The organism is Bacillus cereus group sp. N14, assembly GCF_016483555.1.
Lineage (GTDB): Bacteria > Bacillota > Bacilli > Bacillales > Bacillaceae_G > Bacillus_A > Bacillus_A wiedmannii.
Genome location: NZ_JAEHBQ010000006.1, coordinates 182738 through 199977 on the forward strand (window position 1 = coordinate 182738; position 17240 = coordinate 199977).

Here is a 17240-nt window from a genome sequence, read left to right on the forward strand (position 1 = left end):
TCCCTACTCTTGTTGATAATCCGCTAGCGGTTTTACATATGCTTTCACTTTTTCAAAATGTGGTTGTTTCGGTACAGCATATACGTGAGAAGCTGTTTTAACTGCTGCTTCGTATCCTTTTATTTTGAACCATTCTTTCCGCTCAAATATATGGACTTCAAGCCATAATTCTTTTGTACTTGTTTCCAAAAACTTTTGAGAATTTGATTCCTTTTGCTCATCTGGTATCGTAATTTTTCCAATTAACTCTTCAGGAATTTTCACATAATATCCTTTTTCTATATCGATATATCTTTCTTCAATTGGTTTAATTCCAGATTCACTCCACTGTATGTAACGTTCGAAAAGCGGACTATCACCATGTGATTTATCTTCCCAACCTTTTGGACGCACTGTACGAACAAATTCAATAATGCCGTCTTCATTTATATCTTTGCTTTCGACTACATAATCATTGAATAAATCTTCTTTCCCATCTATAGGTAGTGGCTCATAATGACCCTTATCAAATTTTGCTACATATGTTATCCCTGAATGAGCACCAACACCTGCGTCAATTACAACCGCCTTTAGTGATTCAGAAATGCGGCCCATTTGTATTCTTTGAATGCTATTTATAAATGGATCGAATGACGCTTCAGATAAAGTCTTAAATTGTTCCATGAACTCAACTGTCAATTTCTCATCTTTTTCATACGTAACAAGACTTATATCTTTCAGTCCATTTTTATTTAAATCCTCTATGAATAACTTCGTATAACTTCGATTATATATTTCCTTCATATCTTCATTTTCTTCCGAAAAAACATACATAACATGTTCTAACGATTCACGACTTACAGAAATTCCGATTAATAACTCTCGCTTCCCATTCCCTGTAAAATCACCGACTTCAACGATATCTACATCTCCACCATCAAATCTGTGCGTGGACTTTACTTTCCATCCATTTCCGACTTCTTCATATACAGCTAAGTATACGCTATGATCTTCATTCGGCAATTTATAAAATAAGATGGCTTCTTTCTTATTATCTTGTTTAAAATCCATTGACCAAATCATCTGTTTATCTTTATTAGACATTGGAGTAAGCAATCGATAATTTACAGGCAAATCTTTATCTATTTGCTCTTTTAGTTCATTAATCCATTTCTCATTGGCAGGAGCACCCATTAAACTTGTTGGAGCTTCAGACATTTTACATCCAGTCAACATAAAAATGATTCCCATAATGCCTATCCATTTCTGCATATGATATCTTTCCTTATTACAGATTTTTATTATTTTTCTTTACTTTTTGCTTCTCCAATATTCTCATACATATGAGTATAGTTTTTCTAAAATAAAAAATCGTTACAGAAAAGTTACAAATCCATTCCGATAAAAAAAGATTGGCGAAAGCCAATCTTTTTTTATTATTCGTTTCGAACTGGTTTCGGTGTTACACCTAGATGATCATTTATTTTTTTCGAAATATCTTTCACATTTTTTTCATTTGGAATGTAATAATAAATACCTCCGATACGTTTATCCGTACCTTCTATTTGCATTTTTTCCATTTCTAAATTAGATCCTGCCATATTTTTTGTAATCGCAAGCATATCATCGAAAGTTAAGTTCGTTTTCATATTTTTATCAACCGCATCAAGTAAAGAGCCCATTTTGCTAATTGATTGCACAGACATCGCTTTTTTTGCAATTGCTTCTATTACAAGTTGTTGTCTTTGTCCACGCATTGCGTCACTATCAATTTTACGCGTTCTTGCAAGTGCAAGTGCTTGTTCTCCATTTAAATGTTGGAAGCCTTTTTCTAAATGAATCATACCCGCTTGGTCTTTACTATCTTGCTCTGTGAAAGTAACAGGTACATCAATATCAATACCACCAAGTGAATCGACAATTTGTACGAATGATTCAAAGTTAAACTTCACATAATAATCAACAGGAACATTTAAAAATCTTTCCACTGTATCTCGTGTACTTTCAACACCACCAAATACGTGTGCGTGTGTAATTTTATCTAATTTCTTTCTAGATGGAATATATACACGTGAATCACGCGGAATACTTACTAATTTAACTGATTTATCATCTTTATTAATTGTTGCTAATAAAAGTGCATCTGTGCGAACAGCTTCACCATATTGACTTTTTCGCATTTCACTACCATCTACACCCATAATTAAAATAGAGATGTTATCCTTTAAAGGCTCAACTTCTTTATCACGTTTTGATGATTTATCAATTTGTGCATACGCATCACTTACAACAGCTTTTGCTTTATTATATATTAATGATCCATATCCTACTCCTCCAAAAATAAGTAGGAAAAATGGAATTAAAATGAACCATTTTATTGACCTTCTTTTAGAACGTTTTTTATTGCTTCTCGTATTTTGTTCTAATTCAGAGCTCATCTTCATTCGCCTCTCTTTCTCTTTCCCTAGTATAATGTATGTCTAGTATTCTTCATATTGAATTTCCTTTCAAACACCTTACATTTTTGTAAGGTTACATGATGAATCCAATATGTATTCCATTTCACATTATACTCTCGTGCTTATTTTTGGCAAGTCACTATTTTCCAACTTCAAATATTTAACACTTCGCAACATTCTAAATTATAGATTTATAAATTTATTCGTTTCGAATCCTTCAATTTTCACCTGAAAAATTAGTAATGCAACAATACATTTCATATTATCTCTCAAGCGGTGTATACATTGTTTTCTTCCCATGATTATTAATGAAAGCGGATTTTGCTTTTAGTTTCGTCTTTTCTATTTCTATCTCTTCATTCGAGAAATTCACAATAATTTTAATATCTTTTCCATAAGAAGCAGATTGAACTAATTTATCTTCTGACAAATATACAAAGTTCGTCATTTCTTCTTCTACTGCCTTTTCATGAACGTCATTCCAAACTTTCAGGTGCTGCGTAATTTCTTGTTTATGCTTATTCCACTCTACTTCATCTAAATGGTACAACGGAGGAACATTATACAATAATTCGTATAGCATACGGTTCCCTACCTCATCTTTTACTTTCAAACTTCCCCATTCCCAGTGGTGCGTTGTAATTACAGAATCATTGTATACTAATTTATATAACGGTACCGAATATACTGGATTTAAATATACTTGTTTATATTCTTCTTTTAACGGTACTTGTTTTGCATATTTTTCTGGAACATTTTGATTCGGTGACCAATATCCGCCCACATAATACGGACTTGTTTTATTTTTCCTCATATCTTCATCGTCCCATTTAATAACCGGCGTTTCAATACCGTGAGCAAATGTAATCGTACTACTTGCAAAGTCATTTCCGCCTTCTGAGCCAACTACCATACCTTTTTCTTGCGCAATATAATCCATTCGTTGCAATCTTGCTTTTAAATCTTGTTCTTGTGTCGTTATATGTTTGGCTGAATAGTCATCATAAATTTCACCTGTTGCATCACAATCAATAAACCATGAATTATATTTAGGTCCATTTTGTAATATGTCGTTCATTCGCTCTTTTACACTAGGAAGAGATAAAGTTGGATTTAACTTTCGCCCTCTACCTAAAAATCCTTGCACTTTTTCTCCATTTTTCTTCGTCACAGTTGCCTCTTCATATAACGATGGATCCTGAAAAGAAGCTGTATTCCAATTTTTATCAGCTTTTTCGTGAATAGAATGATAAGAATCATACGGACCAACTAAATATCCTATTTTTTTAGCTTCTGTCACGAAATCAGGCTGCATATACCCTTGTTCCCAGTTCGGTAACCCAATCCACGCTTTGTCTATTCCTGATTCTTTCATTTCCTTTATAATATCCGTTCCATCTGCGTTACCCCATTTACTTACTTCTTCAATCGCATCACCGAGCGCCGACTTTAATACATGCTTATTTAAGTTATATAACTCCATCTTCGATAAGTGATCTACCCCTTTGTTTAATAACTCACTAGCGTTCTGATCAACCTTTTGAAAAATATCATCTTTATACAATTCCTTCATTGATAATACTTCATTTACATAACGCAAAATAACATTTTTTTGGTACTTATCAATGAAATCTTGTTTACTTACTTGCTCAAACACACTCAGTTCTCCAGGCACCGAACTATTCTTTTGAATAAGCCCTTTTATATGACTAAATACAGGACTATTTATTTGCTCTCTTATTTTAGGCCAATTTACGTTACTGTCAGACAAACCATTTTGATTCCAAAAATAAAAATGAGCCGCACCATAAAGTTTTTCAATCTCTTTATTTTTTCTAGCCTTTTCTTGTAATGTTTTAAATTCACCTTTTCGAGCAATATTATCCTTATACAGTTTAGCAATACTGGCTGCATCATTATTTGTCACATATAATTGAAATCCATATGTTTTATTTTTATTTATACTCGGGAATTCATGTATAAAATCAAATCCTATTTTCGGATCCGAATGAAATTTCAATTCATTATTAAACATATTGTTCGCAATATATACAATGGAATATTTCGAACCATTTAACGCAAAAAACTTCATAGAAAATGATTCAGCAAATGAATATGCATCATCCTTTAAAAACTTCTTCCAATTTTCATCATTACTCGGAATTTGTTTTCCTTCCCATAACGGAAGTGTATAATTTTCAGCTTGTACTTTCGGCCATATAAAACTTTCTGCACCAGTCGATTCCACTTCAATATTTAAGTGATCTTTTTTCTTTTCTAGATTCACTTTTACTTTTTGATCTGGGTATTCCCAAGATGTGCGATCCTTGTCTTTTTTTACATTCGACACCTTCATTTTCGGTAACGGCTGTGATGCCTGTTCCTTTACACCATCATGTTCTACAGTTAACGTGAAAGTCTCTGGATTTACATCGTAAGTGAACTCTTTATACGTCGCTTTCTTTACTTTAGACTCTTGTACAGCCTTGTTACCTTTTACATCACACCCGACCAAAGTCGAAAATGACATCGTTGTAAGAAGACATATTGCTATCATTTTTTTCATCTTCTGCACCTCCACCACTGAATATACAGGGGCTTTGTTACAGGAATGTGGCAAAAAAATAGAACTAGCATAACGGTAGCTCTATTTTGAGTATTATAAATAAGTGTGTATGAACAACTATAATCTGCTTAAAGTATATGTAGTACAATAGTGTTTTTTCATCCCCACTAAATATAAAAGCAAATAATTCGAATCTTTAACACTTATTTTTTAACTAAAAAAATAAGTGTATATAATACACCCTAAAACTAGCACTAAAATTACTAGCGCTGTACCTTTCCAATTCATACCACCCGTCATATCCACTGGACTACCTGATTCAGCTCTGTTTAATCCATCCTTTAAAGAGCCGGTAGGATTATTTTTCAATTCACTTTGCCTTATACGTTCCCTGTTTTCTTCTGGTGACTCTTTTTTCATACGATCGCCTCCAAATGAATACACGCTTTACTAAATTATACATTATTACTTTTCTTTTATATGAAAACTGAAAAGATATTTACAACAAAAAAAGCTAGCAATGCTAGCTTTTTTTATAGTTCTATATGTTCTTCTTTATTTACAGTAATTCCTCTATGATCGATTTCTAGCTCACACACTTTCATAGACGTAAATACTCTCGCTAATTGCTCAGCAATTTCTTGACGTTTATCATATGGCGTCAATATAAAAATGGATGGACCTGCACCACTAAGCGCTGTGCCGTATGCGCCAAACTCTTTTGCACATTTACGAATTGATGGTAATAGCGGTACGAGTTCTAAACGATACGGCTCGTGAAAATGATCTCTTTCCATCATTTCACCTACAACTTCCCACTTCTTTTGACAAAACGCAGCTACTAATACGTTGCTGATTGCACTAGCCTTAACTGCTTCATGAAATGGAAACACATCTGGTAATACAGATCGGCTTTCCTCTGTATTTAACTCTTCATTTGGAATAAGAGAAATTACACCTAATTCCTTACTTTCAATTCTTACAACCGAAACATTCTTTCCATCAAGTGCTCCGATTACAGTTCCTCCTAATATAGAAGCAGCAACATTATCTGGATGTCCTTCAAAATTTGTAGCAATTTGAACTTTTTGATCAGTCGTTAAGTTCAAATTGCCAAGTTGATTCGCAAGCTCTATCCCTGCTACAATGGCTGATGCACTACTTCCTAGTCCTCTTGTAAGCGGGATATTACTAGTAACTTCTATTATGTGAGCTGATAAAGAAGGACATACTTTACATGCCGTGCTAACGATTAAATTTTTATCATCTGTCGGAATTGATTCTTCAAAGGAATGGATTACTTGCCATTTATCAGCTTTTTCTTTTACCACCACATCTAAATATAATGACAAAGCTATTCCTACTGAATCAAATCCAGGTCCAACATTCGCTGTACTAGCAGGAACACGAATACTTAATGGTATCACGACATAATCACCCCTTTTATATGCTCTTTAATTTGTTCTATATCATTTGAAACACTTGCAATATCTAATGTATTAGAAGAGATTGCGATATCAGGATCTTTCAACCCATTTCCAGTTAAAACCGCAACAACTGTCTCTCCTTTTTTGATTTTTCCAGATTGAACATGTTTAATAACGCCGGCTAATGAAGCATTTGATCCTGGCTCAGCGAAAACCCCTTCTGTTTTTGCTAATAATCTATACGCATGTAATATTTCTTCATCTGATACCATATCTATTTCACCGTGAGATTGTTCGGCAGCCTCTACAGCATATGACCAACTCGCTGGGTTACCGATGCGAATTGCTGTTGCAATTGTTTCAGGTTCTTCAATGACATGTCCTTTTACAATAGCAGCTGCTCCTTCCGCTTCAAACCCGTGAATTCTTGGCTTCTTATAGCCTTTTTCTTTCTCATATTCACAGAAACCTTTCCAGTACGCTGTAATATTTCCAGCATTTCCAACAGGAATCGCTAAAACATCTGGTGCACTTTGCAACTGGTCACAAATTTCAAATGCTGCTGTTTTCTGCCCTTCAATTCGATAAGGATTCACTGAGTTTACTAGTGTAATCGGCTCTTCAGCAGCAATATTTCTTACAGCCTTAAGTGCATCATCAAAATTTCCTTCTATTGAAATGATTTCAGCTCCATAGGCGACTGCTTGCGCTAATTTTCCATGTGCAATCTTTCCTTCAGGGATTACGATTATACATTTCATTCCAAGGCGTGCCGCGTATGCTGCGGCCGATGCCGAAGTATTACCTGTGGATGCACAAATAATTGCCTCCGAACCTTCTTCTTTCGCCTTCGCAACAGCCATTACCATACCACGATCTTTAAAAGAACCTGTCGGATTCGCTCCTTCATACTTACCGTATAACTGAATTCCTAATTGTTTTGATATATTTAATAACGGAATAAGCGGTGTATTTCCTTCCATTAAGCTCACATCAGGTGTATTTTCATTCACCGGTAAATAAGAAGCATACTGTTTTAATAATCCTTTATACATATTGTTTTTCCTCCTCAATAATGTAATAACTGTTTATTTCACTTGCGACATCTTCTATCGCTCCTAGTACTCGTTCGAATTGATACTTTGAAGTTTGATGTGTCACAACAACGACTTCTGCAAGTTCACGATTTAAAGGTAATTGAATAACTTCTTTTAAACTTACAGAATAATTAACGAAACATTCTGTTATTTTTTGTAACATCCCAGGTTCATCTCGTAATGAAATACGTAAGAAATATTTCGAAACGACTTCTTCATCTCCTTGTAACTCGTATGGCTCTGGTTCTTTTAACGCACTTTTATTTTTCGGAACTTGATTCATATTTTTAACGATTGAAATAATATCACTTACAACAGCAGAACCAGTCGGTAACTTCCCAGCTCCAGGTCCGTAAAACATTACTTCCCCTACTGCTTGACCGTGAACATATACTGCATTAAATTCATTATTTACATTTGATAATGGATGATGGCTTGGTAAAAGTGTCGGTTCTACACTTAAATGAATGGCTGACCCTTGTTTCTCTGCTTTACCAATTAATTTCATAGTAAATCCTAACTTTTCAGCCATTTGTAAATCTTCTTTTTCGACCTTTCGAATCCCTCTTACTTGCACATCATCTAAAGAAACATTCATCGAAAAACCTAAGTTTGCAAGAATGGCTACCTTTCTCGCCGCATCTAACCCATCTACATCCGCTGTTGGATCCGATTCTGCGAAACCTAATTTTTGTGCTTCTTGTAATGCCTCTTCATACGACCATCCATTTTGACTCATCTTTGTTAACATGTAATTCGTTGTGCCATTTACAATTCCCATTATTTTTTCAATTTGATCTGATGCTAATCCGTCTTTTAATCCTCTTAACACCGGAATACCGCCCGCTACACTTGCTTCATAACATAGATCACAATCATTATCGTTCGCCAGTTGGAGAAGCTCTGCACCGTATGCAGCCATTAAATCTTTATTTGCTGTTACGACATGTTTCTTATTTCGTAAAGCCTTAACAATATGCTGTTTTGCTTCTTCAATTCCGCCCATTACCTCTACTACAATATCAATATTTGAATCATTTAGAACTTCATCGACATGACTTGTTACTACAATTCCATCAATACAAACATCACGTTCTTTTTCTAAGTCACGTACAACGACTGTCTTTACCTTCACTTCATACCCTGTATCAAGTGCTATTTTTTTATAATGTTCTTTCAAAATATGGACAACACCACTTCCAACCGTACCTAATCCTAACACCCCAACATTAATAACGTTATTCATCTTCTAATCTCCTCCTACAATTTTATTATTTATCTCTATCAATCACCTTGCTCTGCTTTTTAATCATGCAGGTGGTGGTTATTTCCGTACGTACAAATCGTTTCATTTTACTGCACCTCCTTTCAAAGTAAAAAAACACACTCATCCCTAGGAAAGGGACGAATGTGTTTTCGTGGTTCCACCCTTGTTCCAATCCAGACTTATTTCCTTCTAGATTGCTCAAGTTCAGATAACGGCTGATTCCGTCAATAATTACTAGATTACTCGTTCACTATTGAAGTTCAAAGGTGGTAAAACCATTTCTCGTGTTAGGAAGCTCACACCCTTGGCTCCCCTCTCTGTAAACCGTAAAAATGATTTCATGTCCTTATCGTTACTTTTTCGTTCATGTTTATTTGTTAACTCATTATACTCGCATAAAAAACAAAATCAATACTATTTTTTGATTATTTTTAATTTTCAATCTTCACATCCATAAAAAAAACACACTCATCCCTAGGAAAGGGACGAATGTGTTTTCGTGGTTCCACCCTTGTTCCAACCTAGACATATTTCTCCCTAGATTGCTCAAGTTCAGATAACGGCTGATTCCGTCAATAATTACTAGATTACTCGTTCACTATTGAAGTTCAAAGGTGGTAAAACCATTTCTCGTGTTAGGAAGCTTACACCCTTGACTTCCCTCTCTGTAAACCGTAAAAATGATTTCGTGTCCTTATCGTTACTTTTTCGTTCATGTCTATTTGTTAACTTATTATAGTTATCAACTTTTCAAAAAGCAAGCCTATTTTTACTAAAAATTTTCAAAATCATTTTTTATTGTATTTCAAAATAACATTATGCAACTACCACTTGATTTACCTATTTTGTTATTTCTCCAGTTTGTAAATCAACGATTCTTATATGAATATCACATTCTAAAATGTGTACATATTCACCTTGCAAAACTATATCTATAAAGTTTTTTCAATACAATCTTTTCGTATAGCTTTCTTCTAAAGAGCGTGCAACATCTTCTTCAGAAGTATTTACTTTCGCATGCTCCAGCAACATTTTTGCTGCTGAAGGTAACTCTTTTTTATTCAACCATGATTCTGGATCCCACATCTTAGATCGGATAAAAGCTTTTGCACAATGAATATAACACTCTTCTATTTCAACGACAATTCCAAGTAACGGATTGCGTCCATTCACCTGCATTTCTTGCAATATCTCTTCGTCGTTTGTAATATACGCTCGGCCGTTTATCCGGAGCGTCTCCCCAAGGCCTGGAATAAAAAAGAGTAACCCTACGTGCGGATTTGAAATAATATTCAAAATGGAATCTATACGACGGTTACCTGGTCTTTCTGGAATGATAATTTGATTATTATTTAATACGTATACAAATCCAGGTGCGTCACCTCTCGGCGAAGCATCGCACTCTCCTAATTTATTTGCAGTAGACAATACTAGAAAAGGAGATTTTGACAAAAAATCTATGCAATGGTGGTCTAATGATGAAATAACTTTCTTTAACGCTCGCTCACTTGGTTGCCCCAATATTTTCCGTAATTCTTCCTCTGTTGAAATAATCGATTTTATTTCTTTACTCTCTATCCTCACTATTAACCACTCCGTTTTTCTTTATTTTCCCAAAATTCAATACAAATATTGTATAATAAAATTTGCAGAAAGGGGAATTTAAATGACAGAGTGGTTAACAATATTTGATCCTGAAAGAAATACACTTGGGAAGAAATTGCGTGATGAAGTGCATCGTGACGGTGATTGGCACGAAACATTTCATTGTTGGTTTGTAGAAAAAGATGATGAAGATATGTTCTTATATTTCCAATTACGCTCTAAAAATAAAAAAGAAGCTCCGGGTATATGGGATATTACTTCAGCCGGACATATTATGCATGATGAAGATGTACAAATTGGTGGTCTTCGTGAAATTAAAGAAGAACTGGGGCTTTCTTTTCAAACGACTGAGTTAGCATACAAAGGCATCTTTAAAATAGATTATGAAATTTCAAATCTTACAGATCGCGAGTTTTGTCATATGTATTTTCACAATGTCATCAATCCACTTCCATTCGCACCAGGTGAAGAAGTAGACGATGTGATGAAAGTACATGCAACTTCTTTTCTACAACTACTAAAAAGAGAGATTTCATCTTTTACAGCTATTTCTGTTTTAAGCAATAAACCGATAACGATAACATTTGAAGATATTTATCCATATGATCTTGCATACTATGAATTTGTTATAGAGCAAGGAAAAGACTTACTAGAAAATAATAATTTATAAATAAGATAGGGCTCCCATTTTAAAGTACTTAGGAGTCCTATTCTTAATAGTGGATGATTGACAATACCCGACTAATTTAAACTCCACTTTATTTTCTCTCTTTCGATGTTTGGAACATACTTGGCAGCGTTACAAAACGTGCCCCTTTCGTTTTTAACTGCGGAATAATTTTGTCTAGCGCCTCTACAGATCCTTGTAAATGCCCACCTGGAGTCGAATGCTGAAGTATGACACTGCCAGGAAATGAATTCCCTAACACATTATTTGTAATTGTGTCCGCACCTACACCTTTCCAATCAACTGTATCAACACTCCACTGTACAATCATAAAGTTTTGCTCTGTTGCCCACTTCAATTGATTTTCAAGTATTTCACCGTATGGCGGACGTATAAACTTAGGAGCATAACCAGCTAAACGATTTAATATTTCTTCTGTTTTTATAATTTGATTACGGTACTCAACATCATTTACTTTCGCTAAATTTGGATGACTATACGTATGATTACCAATTACATGCCCCTCACTCGCAATACGCTTTACTACGTTCGGATACTTTTCTGCGTTTTCACCAAGTAAGAAAAAAGTAGCTTTTACATTATAGTGTTTTAACTTATCTAAAATTTTCGGCGTAAATTCTAAATCTGGTCCATCATCAAATGTAAGAGCGACTTCCGCTTTATTGTACGGTCCTGAAAATGCGTACGCATATTTTTCGACCCACGAAAATGGTGTCCACGATCCACGCTCATATGCTTTCATTTGTACTGTATAGTTTTGAGGGATATATGTGTATGGCAATGAGCTCATATAGTCTCCATAATAAAATGAGTGATATGGCATATAGGCGTAAGAAACATCTCGTTCTAGTCCCCATTCATATGGGGCAAACATTTCTGACGAATAAAAATAATACATGATAAAAACCTCCCTAAAATTTCATATGTAATTCCGCTGTACTTTGTTAGGGAAATTCCTATTCATGAACAAAAATAAGACTGTCCATAATTAGGACAGTCTTATTGCTTACTATTATTAATAAATCGATGTACTATCTTTCGGCAAAGCTTTCACATGTTTTAAATAGCTTGTCACTCTGTCATCATCACCTTGCGGGTATTGATATCCATATGTGTTAGCAATTTCATTCGCTACTTCCCTAAATAAATTACCCATGACAAAGAATGACTCCCATATGTTTTCATATTCTGCATCCGAATAGGTCAGTTTAAAATGCTGCCACATATCTTTTTCCATATATTGCTCGAAATGCTTCCCAAACTTTCCTGCATTACCTGTAAAGTCTGTTTTCATACCAATATGCCATTCTAGCATTACAATGAACATATCTCGTACTGGACCATCGAGCATCCCTTTCGCATAAGAAAGTTCCTCTCTCCATAACCCTTTTGCCACATTCGTACTACACCACCAAAATTCATTACAGCAATCTAAAAAATCTTTTTCTGTAGGCTTTTTTATTAAGTAATCCCTATCGCTTGCTGGTAGAAATTCATTCATACAATCATCTTTATCAAGAAGCAGTTTACTTAAACTATCTTGCCCAACGAACTTATTTATCAAATTAAAAGGAACTAGCGTTAAATCAATTCGATTTCCATCCATGAACTGCATTAAATACGGAAATTTCCCGTCTTCATCTGCTGGAAGTAACGACATTTCTTCCGGCATTTGTACAATCATAATTTCTCCAAATCTATGAATCCAATTATGATTTGACGTAAAAGATTGTATATCATTTACAACATACATAATGTCATAGTCTTGAAAACAATCTTTTTTCACATTTGGATTTACACGTGACCCATTCATGATGACAGCCCGAATTCTTCCATCCTCTTTTGCTGTACTAATAATTAAGTCTAACATTTCTTTTTCAGTTCTCATCTATTCCTAACCTCCAATTTTTATATAAACTTATATTTTCAAGTATGTTGGAGGTCCACGAGCTAGCTGTGTTGTACACGATACATGTTATAATTTTTGAAATTTCTTTTTCATCTTTTTATCTCCTTTCATCATTCTTTTACGACTGCCATTACAAACCCATCGTAGCCTTTACTTCCTACAGTTTGAAGCGCAGTAGCACTTACACTTGGCTCTTCAGCTATTAATTCATAGAAGCGACGTATCCCTTGCACGCGAGGATCATTACTCGTATTGTCAATAACTTCTCCTTCACGTACTACGTTATCCCCAATAATTATAGTACCAGGGCGTGATAGCTTCAGTGCCCATTCAAAATAAGCAGGGTTATTTTGTTTATCGGCGTCTATAAAAATAAAATCAAATGGTTCATACTTCTCATTTTCGATTTGCCGTAAAGAATCTAAAGCTAATCCTGTTCGTACTTCAATTCTATCATTCAAATTGGCACGCTCAATATTGCTACGTGCAATTTCTGCATGTTTTTCGCTTGCTTCCAAAGTAACAACTCGGCCTCCAGATGGCAATCCCCTTGCAAGCCATATCGTGCTATATCCACCTAGAGTACCAATCTCTAATATATTACGAGCCCCTTGAATTTGTACTAGTAGTTGCAAAAACTTACCTTGCGTTGGCGATACATCGTGTGCTGGTAATTTAGCTGCAGCGTTTGCTTGAAGAACTTCTTCTAATGTAGAATCTTTCGGTATTAATACATCACTCACATATTGATCAACAGCCGTCCATCTCTCAATCGTACTCATGTAAATACCATCCCCTTCAATTTCTTAATACTTTTCTACCATTCACTTTTGATTATACTGTAATTTCTGTCTCATATACAAAAAATAAAGAAGGGACATCCACTCCATCACAGAATAGATATCCCTTCTTTTGTTTCTAAATTTATCCCTTACGGATTAGTAGACCAAAGTCCTGCTGATTTAATAAATGTACGTTTATTTAATTTCAGCTGTGCTACGATAAACTCTGCAATATCTTCTGCTTGCATTACTTTATCTGGGTTTCCATCAGTTAATCCTAAATCTACAGCCATATCCGTTGCTACTGTACTTGGTGTTAAAGCTGTCACACGAATGTTATGTTTACGAACTTCCATCGCTAACGATTCTGTTAAGCCAAGAACACCAAATTTAGAAGCACTGTATGCACTTGTTACAGGTGCACCCTTTTGTCCTGCTGTAGATGAAATGTTAATGATATCACCAGATTGTTGTTCAATCATACTTGGTAAAGCTGCACGAGTTGCATAGTACACACCCATTAAGTTTACTTGAATGATTTTTTCCCAATCAGCAACGTCTAGTTCTAAAAACTTACCGAATTTAGAAATACCAGCGTTATTAATTAAAATATCGATAGATCCTAAACCGGTTTTTAACGTTTCAATTGCAGTCGTTACCTCTTCATATGAAGATACATCAGCAGTCGCAATAACAGCTTTTACGCCTTCTGCTTCTACTTCTTTCGCTACAGCTTTTAAGTTTTCTTCTGAACGAGCTAAAAGACCTACGTTTACGCCTTCTTTCGCTAATGCAATCGCTACAGCACGACCAATCCCTCTACCTGCTCCTGTAATTAAAGCATTTTTGCCTTGTAATAATTCTGCCAAGTATAACACTCCTTAATCGTCTCAGTTGTTTATTATTATATTAAAAGTGTAACTATATTTATGTAAAAAGGCAATGATGCACTTTCATGTGCGTAGGTTACCTGTGGGTAACTATAATATTTTTTTATAAGTCTCACATGTTTTATCATCATTCATGTAAAATAAAAATAAATCCAGCATAGGGGAGTGTATGTGTATGAAAAGAAAAAAATGGTTCTTGTCACTAACTGCAGTCGGACTATGTATCATATTTTTGCGATGTACTTTATATTTGGTAATCCACTACATTATAAAGTAATAGAAAAAGATACTAGCAATTATCTCCATACTATAAAAAACTATAAGCAAGAAGAAATACAAAGCATAACTGGAAAATATACTCCCATTTATAATATCGGCTATTATGCAGAGGTAGTATATAAAGACGAACCCTATTTTACATACTCTTATACATACGATAATAATAATAAAATAATACAAGACAATGGCATTTTAGGAAGACATACTGAATCATTTGAGCATCTTAATTTAAATTGGTCACTGTTCGACCAATTAATAAGAGGTATTCATACAAACTTACAAGAAAGAGGTTTAAGTGAAAAAAAGGATTATTCTATACGAAGCGTTCAATTCATTGATATCGATGATGATAAAAACGGTGCAGAAGCATATGTTAACTTTAAGAAAGATACAAAATCAGATTATTCATACCGTATGAATAACGAAGAAAAGGCTTATCAATATAGTTGCAGTAACGGGGAATGTATTTTTAAAGAGAAATAGTGTTAGAAGATATCCTCCTAACACTATTTTCCTTCATTATTCGGAATACACACAATAAATTCTGCGCCATTCCCTTCCTCACTCTCGACTTTTATTTCTCCTTGATGAAGGTCGAGTACTTTTTTTACGATGGCCAAACCTAAGCCACTTCCTCCATAAGTACGATTTCGTGAAGTGTCCGCTTTATAAAAACGTTCAAAAATATGTTGTTTCTGTTCTTCGGATATACCAATTCCCGAATCGCGAATACGTACTTCCACTACTTTCTCATGTTTTTGTAACTGGATTGTAATTGTGCCGCTACTTGGAGTAAATTTAATACTATTATGAATTAAATTAATCCAAACTTGACTCATACTTTCTTGGTCAGCAGTTATATGCACTTTTTCTAAATCAAGGTCTAATTCAATTTCTTTTTCAGCCCAGAGCGGTTCACTATTTAATACAATTTGTTTTAACTGTTGATCTAATCGATAAGTCACTCTTTCTGGTGTATACTCTTCCGACTCTAAAAGAGTTAGTTTCAGTAAATTTTGACTTAGTTTAGACAATCTCGTCGTTTCTGTTTCAATAATGGTAAGATAATGCATTCTTTTTTCCTCGGAAATATTGTTATCTTGTAGCGCTCTAGCAAATCCTTTTATAGAAGTTAATGGCGACTGTATTTCATGAGAAACATTCGACACAAATTCCTGACGCATTTTCTCCATCGCATTTAGTTCATCTGTCATATCATTTATACTTTTTACGAGTACACCAATTTCTCCATCATACTCTTCTTCATTTCGTATTTTTACGGAGAAGTCTCCTTTTGCAATTTTTTGTATCGGTTCAATAATAGTCCAAATCATCGCCTGTCGTTTTGGCCTCATTAATATCCCAAACAATGTCCAAATAAGAACAATAAATACAAAACCGACCATATCACTAATTAAAAAGGCAACAAACGACGATACATGTATTTCAAGAGCATTCAATATACTAGTTGCTACATAAAATGCGATAGACCAAATTAAAGTGAGAAAAGAAAAGAGCGCTATTATCGCTCCCGTTACTTTCAACATCTTCAACTTACTCATTCTTTTTCTTTTTCTCATTTACTTACCTCTAAGCGATACCCTAAGCCTCTTATCGTTTTAATACTGAACTTCGACTTCTCTTCTTGAAACTTCTCACGTATCCGATTAATATGAACGTCTAGTGTACGTTCATTTCCTTCAAAATCATATCCCCATACATCTTCAATTAATTGCTCTCTCGAACAAGTTCTTCCTGCTTTAGAACCTAGAGTAAAGAGCAATTCGAATTCTTTTAGCGGTAATGTAACTATTTGTTCTCCAATTGTAACTTCAAATGTTTTACGATTTAACAGTACATTTCCAACTTGAATCGATTGCGATACTGTAATTTGGTAACGTTTCAGTAGTGCCTTTACTCTCACTACTAGTTCTATCGGATCAAATGGTTTTACAAGATAATCATCCGTGCCAAGGTGAAATCCTTTTACTTTTTGGGACGTCTCCCCTTTAGCAGTTAGTATCAAAATCGGAATATCATAGTACTTCCTTAATTCAAAACATACATCAAATCCATCCATATTCGGCATCATGATATCAAGAATAACCATATCAACTTTTACTTCGTCTATTTTCTTAAGTGCATCTAGTCCATCAATTGCCTCATATGTTTGAAAACCTTCTCGTTCTAAAAATACAGAAACAAGTTCTCTAATATGCGGATCGTCGTCCACTATTAAAATGTTAGGTATCAAAGAAACCATTTCCCTTCTAATTAGCATCCTTTATAAAG

At 34.6% G+C, this 17240-nt stretch carries 15 protein-coding genes, 1 pseudogene and 2 other annotated features; of the genes and pseudogenes, 2 read left to right on the forward strand and 14 right to left on the reverse strand.

The window, feature by feature from the left end; all coding sequences use genetic code 11:
* Window positions 1–3: 3 nt before the first annotated feature.
* The 8 genes from JDS82_RS11870 to JDS82_RS11905 all read right to left on the reverse strand — a co-directional run bounded on the left by JDS82_RS11870 (window position 4) and on the right by JDS82_RS11905 (window position 10379).
* Window positions 4–1251 (reverse strand): hypothetical protein, encoded by a 1248-nt coding sequence (locus tag JDS82_RS11870; RefSeq protein ID WP_061671827.1) that lies wholly within the window; start codon window positions 1249–1251, stop codon window positions 4–6.
* A 164-nt stretch (window positions 1252–1415) separates the two neighbouring features.
* Window positions 1416–2417, reverse strand: coding sequence for an LCP family protein (locus tag JDS82_RS11875; protein WP_000093638.1), 1002 nt, complete (start codon window positions 2415–2417; stop codon window positions 1416–1418).
* A 283-nt stretch (window positions 2418–2700) separates the two neighbouring features.
* Window positions 2701–5004 (reverse strand): glycoside hydrolase, encoded by a 2304-nt coding sequence (locus JDS82_RS11880; RefSeq protein ID WP_199713355.1) that lies wholly within the window; start codon window positions 5002–5004, stop codon window positions 2701–2703.
* Between the two features lie 210 nt (window positions 5005–5214).
* Window positions 5215–5424: a DUF6366 family protein gene (locus JDS82_RS11885; protein WP_199713356.1), complete on the reverse strand. Its 210-nt coding sequence runs from the start codon at window positions 5422–5424 to the stop codon at window positions 5215–5217.
* 113 nt (window positions 5425–5537) lie between these two features.
* Window positions 5538–6431, reverse strand: coding sequence for a homoserine kinase (gene thrB, locus JDS82_RS11890; RefSeq protein ID WP_199713358.1), 894 nt, complete (start codon window positions 6429–6431; stop codon window positions 5538–5540).
* Entirely contained in the window at window positions 6428–7486 is a 1059-nt protein-coding gene (thrC, locus tag JDS82_RS11895; protein ID WP_000276441.1) for a threonine synthase, read from the reverse strand. Before thrC ends, thrB begins: the two co-directional genes overlap by 4 nt.
* A complete protein-coding gene (locus JDS82_RS11900; protein WP_199713359.1) occupies window positions 7479–8774 on the reverse strand; it encodes a homoserine dehydrogenase in 1296 nt (431 codons plus the stop codon). The genes thrC and JDS82_RS11900 overlap by 8 nt, the downstream gene beginning before the upstream one ends.
* A 151-nt stretch (window positions 8775–8925) precedes the next feature.
* Window positions 8926–9157 (reverse strand) — a binding site (T-box leader).
* Between the two features lie 116 nt (window positions 9158–9273).
* Window positions 9274–9505 (reverse strand) — a binding site (T-box leader).
* A gap of 235 nt (window positions 9506–9740) precedes the next feature.
* On the reverse strand, window positions 9741–10379 hold the full coding sequence (locus JDS82_RS11905) for an MSMEG_1061 family FMN-dependent PPOX-type flavoprotein (protein WP_199713360.1): 639 nt from the start codon (window positions 10377–10379) through the stop codon (window positions 9741–9743).
* Between the two features lie 82 nt (window positions 10380–10461).
* On the opposite strand from JDS82_RS11905, the gene JDS82_RS11910 reads away from it, so the two are divergent.
* A complete protein-coding gene (locus tag JDS82_RS11910) occupies window positions 10462–11070 on the forward strand; it encodes an NUDIX hydrolase (protein ID WP_199713361.1) in 609 nt (202 codons plus the stop codon).
* Between the two features lie 88 nt (window positions 11071–11158).
* On the opposite strand, the gene JDS82_RS11915 is transcribed toward JDS82_RS11910, so the two are convergent.
* The 4 genes from JDS82_RS11915 to JDS82_RS11930 all read right to left on the reverse strand — a co-directional run bounded on the left by JDS82_RS11915 (window position 11159) and on the right by JDS82_RS11930 (window position 14648).
* Window positions 11159–11986, reverse strand: coding sequence for a peptidoglycan-N-acetylglucosamine deacetylase (locus tag JDS82_RS11915; protein ID WP_199713362.1), 828 nt, complete (start codon window positions 11984–11986; stop codon window positions 11159–11161).
* 117 nt (window positions 11987–12103) lie between these two features.
* Complete coding sequence (locus JDS82_RS11920; protein WP_199713363.1) at window positions 12104–12976, reverse strand: aminoglycoside 6-adenylyltransferase; 873 nt, start codon at window positions 12974–12976, stop codon at window positions 12104–12106.
* Window positions 12977–13107: 131 nt separating this feature from the next.
* Window positions 13108–13779 (reverse strand): O-methyltransferase, encoded by a 672-nt coding sequence (locus JDS82_RS11925; protein WP_000103870.1) that lies wholly within the window; start codon window positions 13777–13779, stop codon window positions 13108–13110.
* 149 nt (window positions 13780–13928) lie between these two features.
* Window positions 13929–14648 carry a 3-ketoacyl-ACP reductase gene (locus tag JDS82_RS11930; RefSeq protein WP_000818988.1) on the reverse strand — a complete coding sequence of 240 codons (720 nt, stop codon included), beginning with the start codon at window positions 14646–14648 and terminating at the stop codon, window positions 13929–13931.
* Between the two features lie 196 nt (window positions 14649–14844).
* Between JDS82_RS11930 and JDS82_RS11935 the strand changes: the two are divergent.
* Window positions 14845–15431, forward strand: a pseudogene (locus JDS82_RS11935) (DUF3139 domain-containing protein).
* A gap of 23 nt (window positions 15432–15454) precedes the next feature.
* Here JDS82_RS11935 and hitS read toward each other — a convergent pair.
* The gene (hitS, locus tag JDS82_RS11940) at window positions 15455–16528 is read right to left on the reverse strand and encodes an envelope stress sensor histidine kinase HitS (RefSeq protein ID WP_199713364.1); all 1074 of its coding nucleotides are present in this window, start codon (window positions 16526–16528) and stop codon (window positions 15455–15457) included.
* Window positions 16525–17202, reverse strand: coding sequence for an envelope stress response regulator transcription factor HitR (hitR, locus tag JDS82_RS11945; RefSeq protein WP_242474898.1), 678 nt, complete (start codon window positions 17200–17202; stop codon window positions 16525–16527). Before hitR ends, hitS begins: the two co-directional genes overlap by 4 nt.
* Window positions 17203–17240: the final 38 nt, after the last annotated feature.

Excerpts from the sequence above, each read along its gene's own strand:
- JDS82_RS11870 (WP_061671827.1), bottom strand. The coding sequence starts at position 1,251 with ATGCAGAAATGGATAGGCATTATGGGAATCATTTTTATGTTGACTGGA.
- JDS82_RS11875 (WP_000093638.1), bottom strand. The coding sequence starts at position 2,417 with ATGAGCTCTGAATTAGAACAAAATACGAGAAGCAATAAAAAACGTTCT.
- JDS82_RS11880 (WP_199713355.1), bottom strand. The coding sequence starts at position 5,004 with ATGAAAAAAATGATAGCAATATGTCTTCTTACAACGATGTCATTTTCG.
- JDS82_RS11885 (WP_199713356.1), bottom strand. The coding sequence starts at position 5,424 with ATGAAAAAAGAGTCACCAGAAGAAAACAGGGAACGTATAAGGCAAAGT.
- thrC (WP_000276441.1), bottom strand. The coding sequence starts at position 7,486 with ATGTATAAAGGATTATTAAAACAGTATGCTTCTTATTTACCGGTGAAT.
- JDS82_RS11900 (WP_199713359.1), bottom strand. The coding sequence starts at position 8,774 with ATGAATAACGTTATTAATGTTGGGGTGTTAGGATTAGGTACGGTTGGA.
- JDS82_RS11910 (WP_199713361.1), top strand. The coding sequence starts at position 10,462 with ATGACAGAGTGGTTAACAATATTTGATCCTGAAAGAAATACACTTGGG.
- JDS82_RS11915 (WP_199713362.1), bottom strand. The coding sequence starts at position 11,986 with ATGTATTATTTTTATTCGTCAGAAATGTTTGCCCCATATGAATGGGGA.
- JDS82_RS11920 (WP_199713363.1), bottom strand. The coding sequence starts at position 12,976 with ATGAGAACTGAAAAAGAAATGTTAGACTTAATTATTAGTACAGCAAAA.
- JDS82_RS11925 (WP_000103870.1), bottom strand. The coding sequence starts at position 13,779 with ATGAGTACGATTGAGAGATGGACGGCTGTTGATCAATATGTGAGTGAT.
- hitS (WP_199713364.1), bottom strand. The coding sequence starts at position 16,528 with ATGAGAAAAAGAAAAAGAATGAGTAAGTTGAAGATGTTGAAAGTAACG.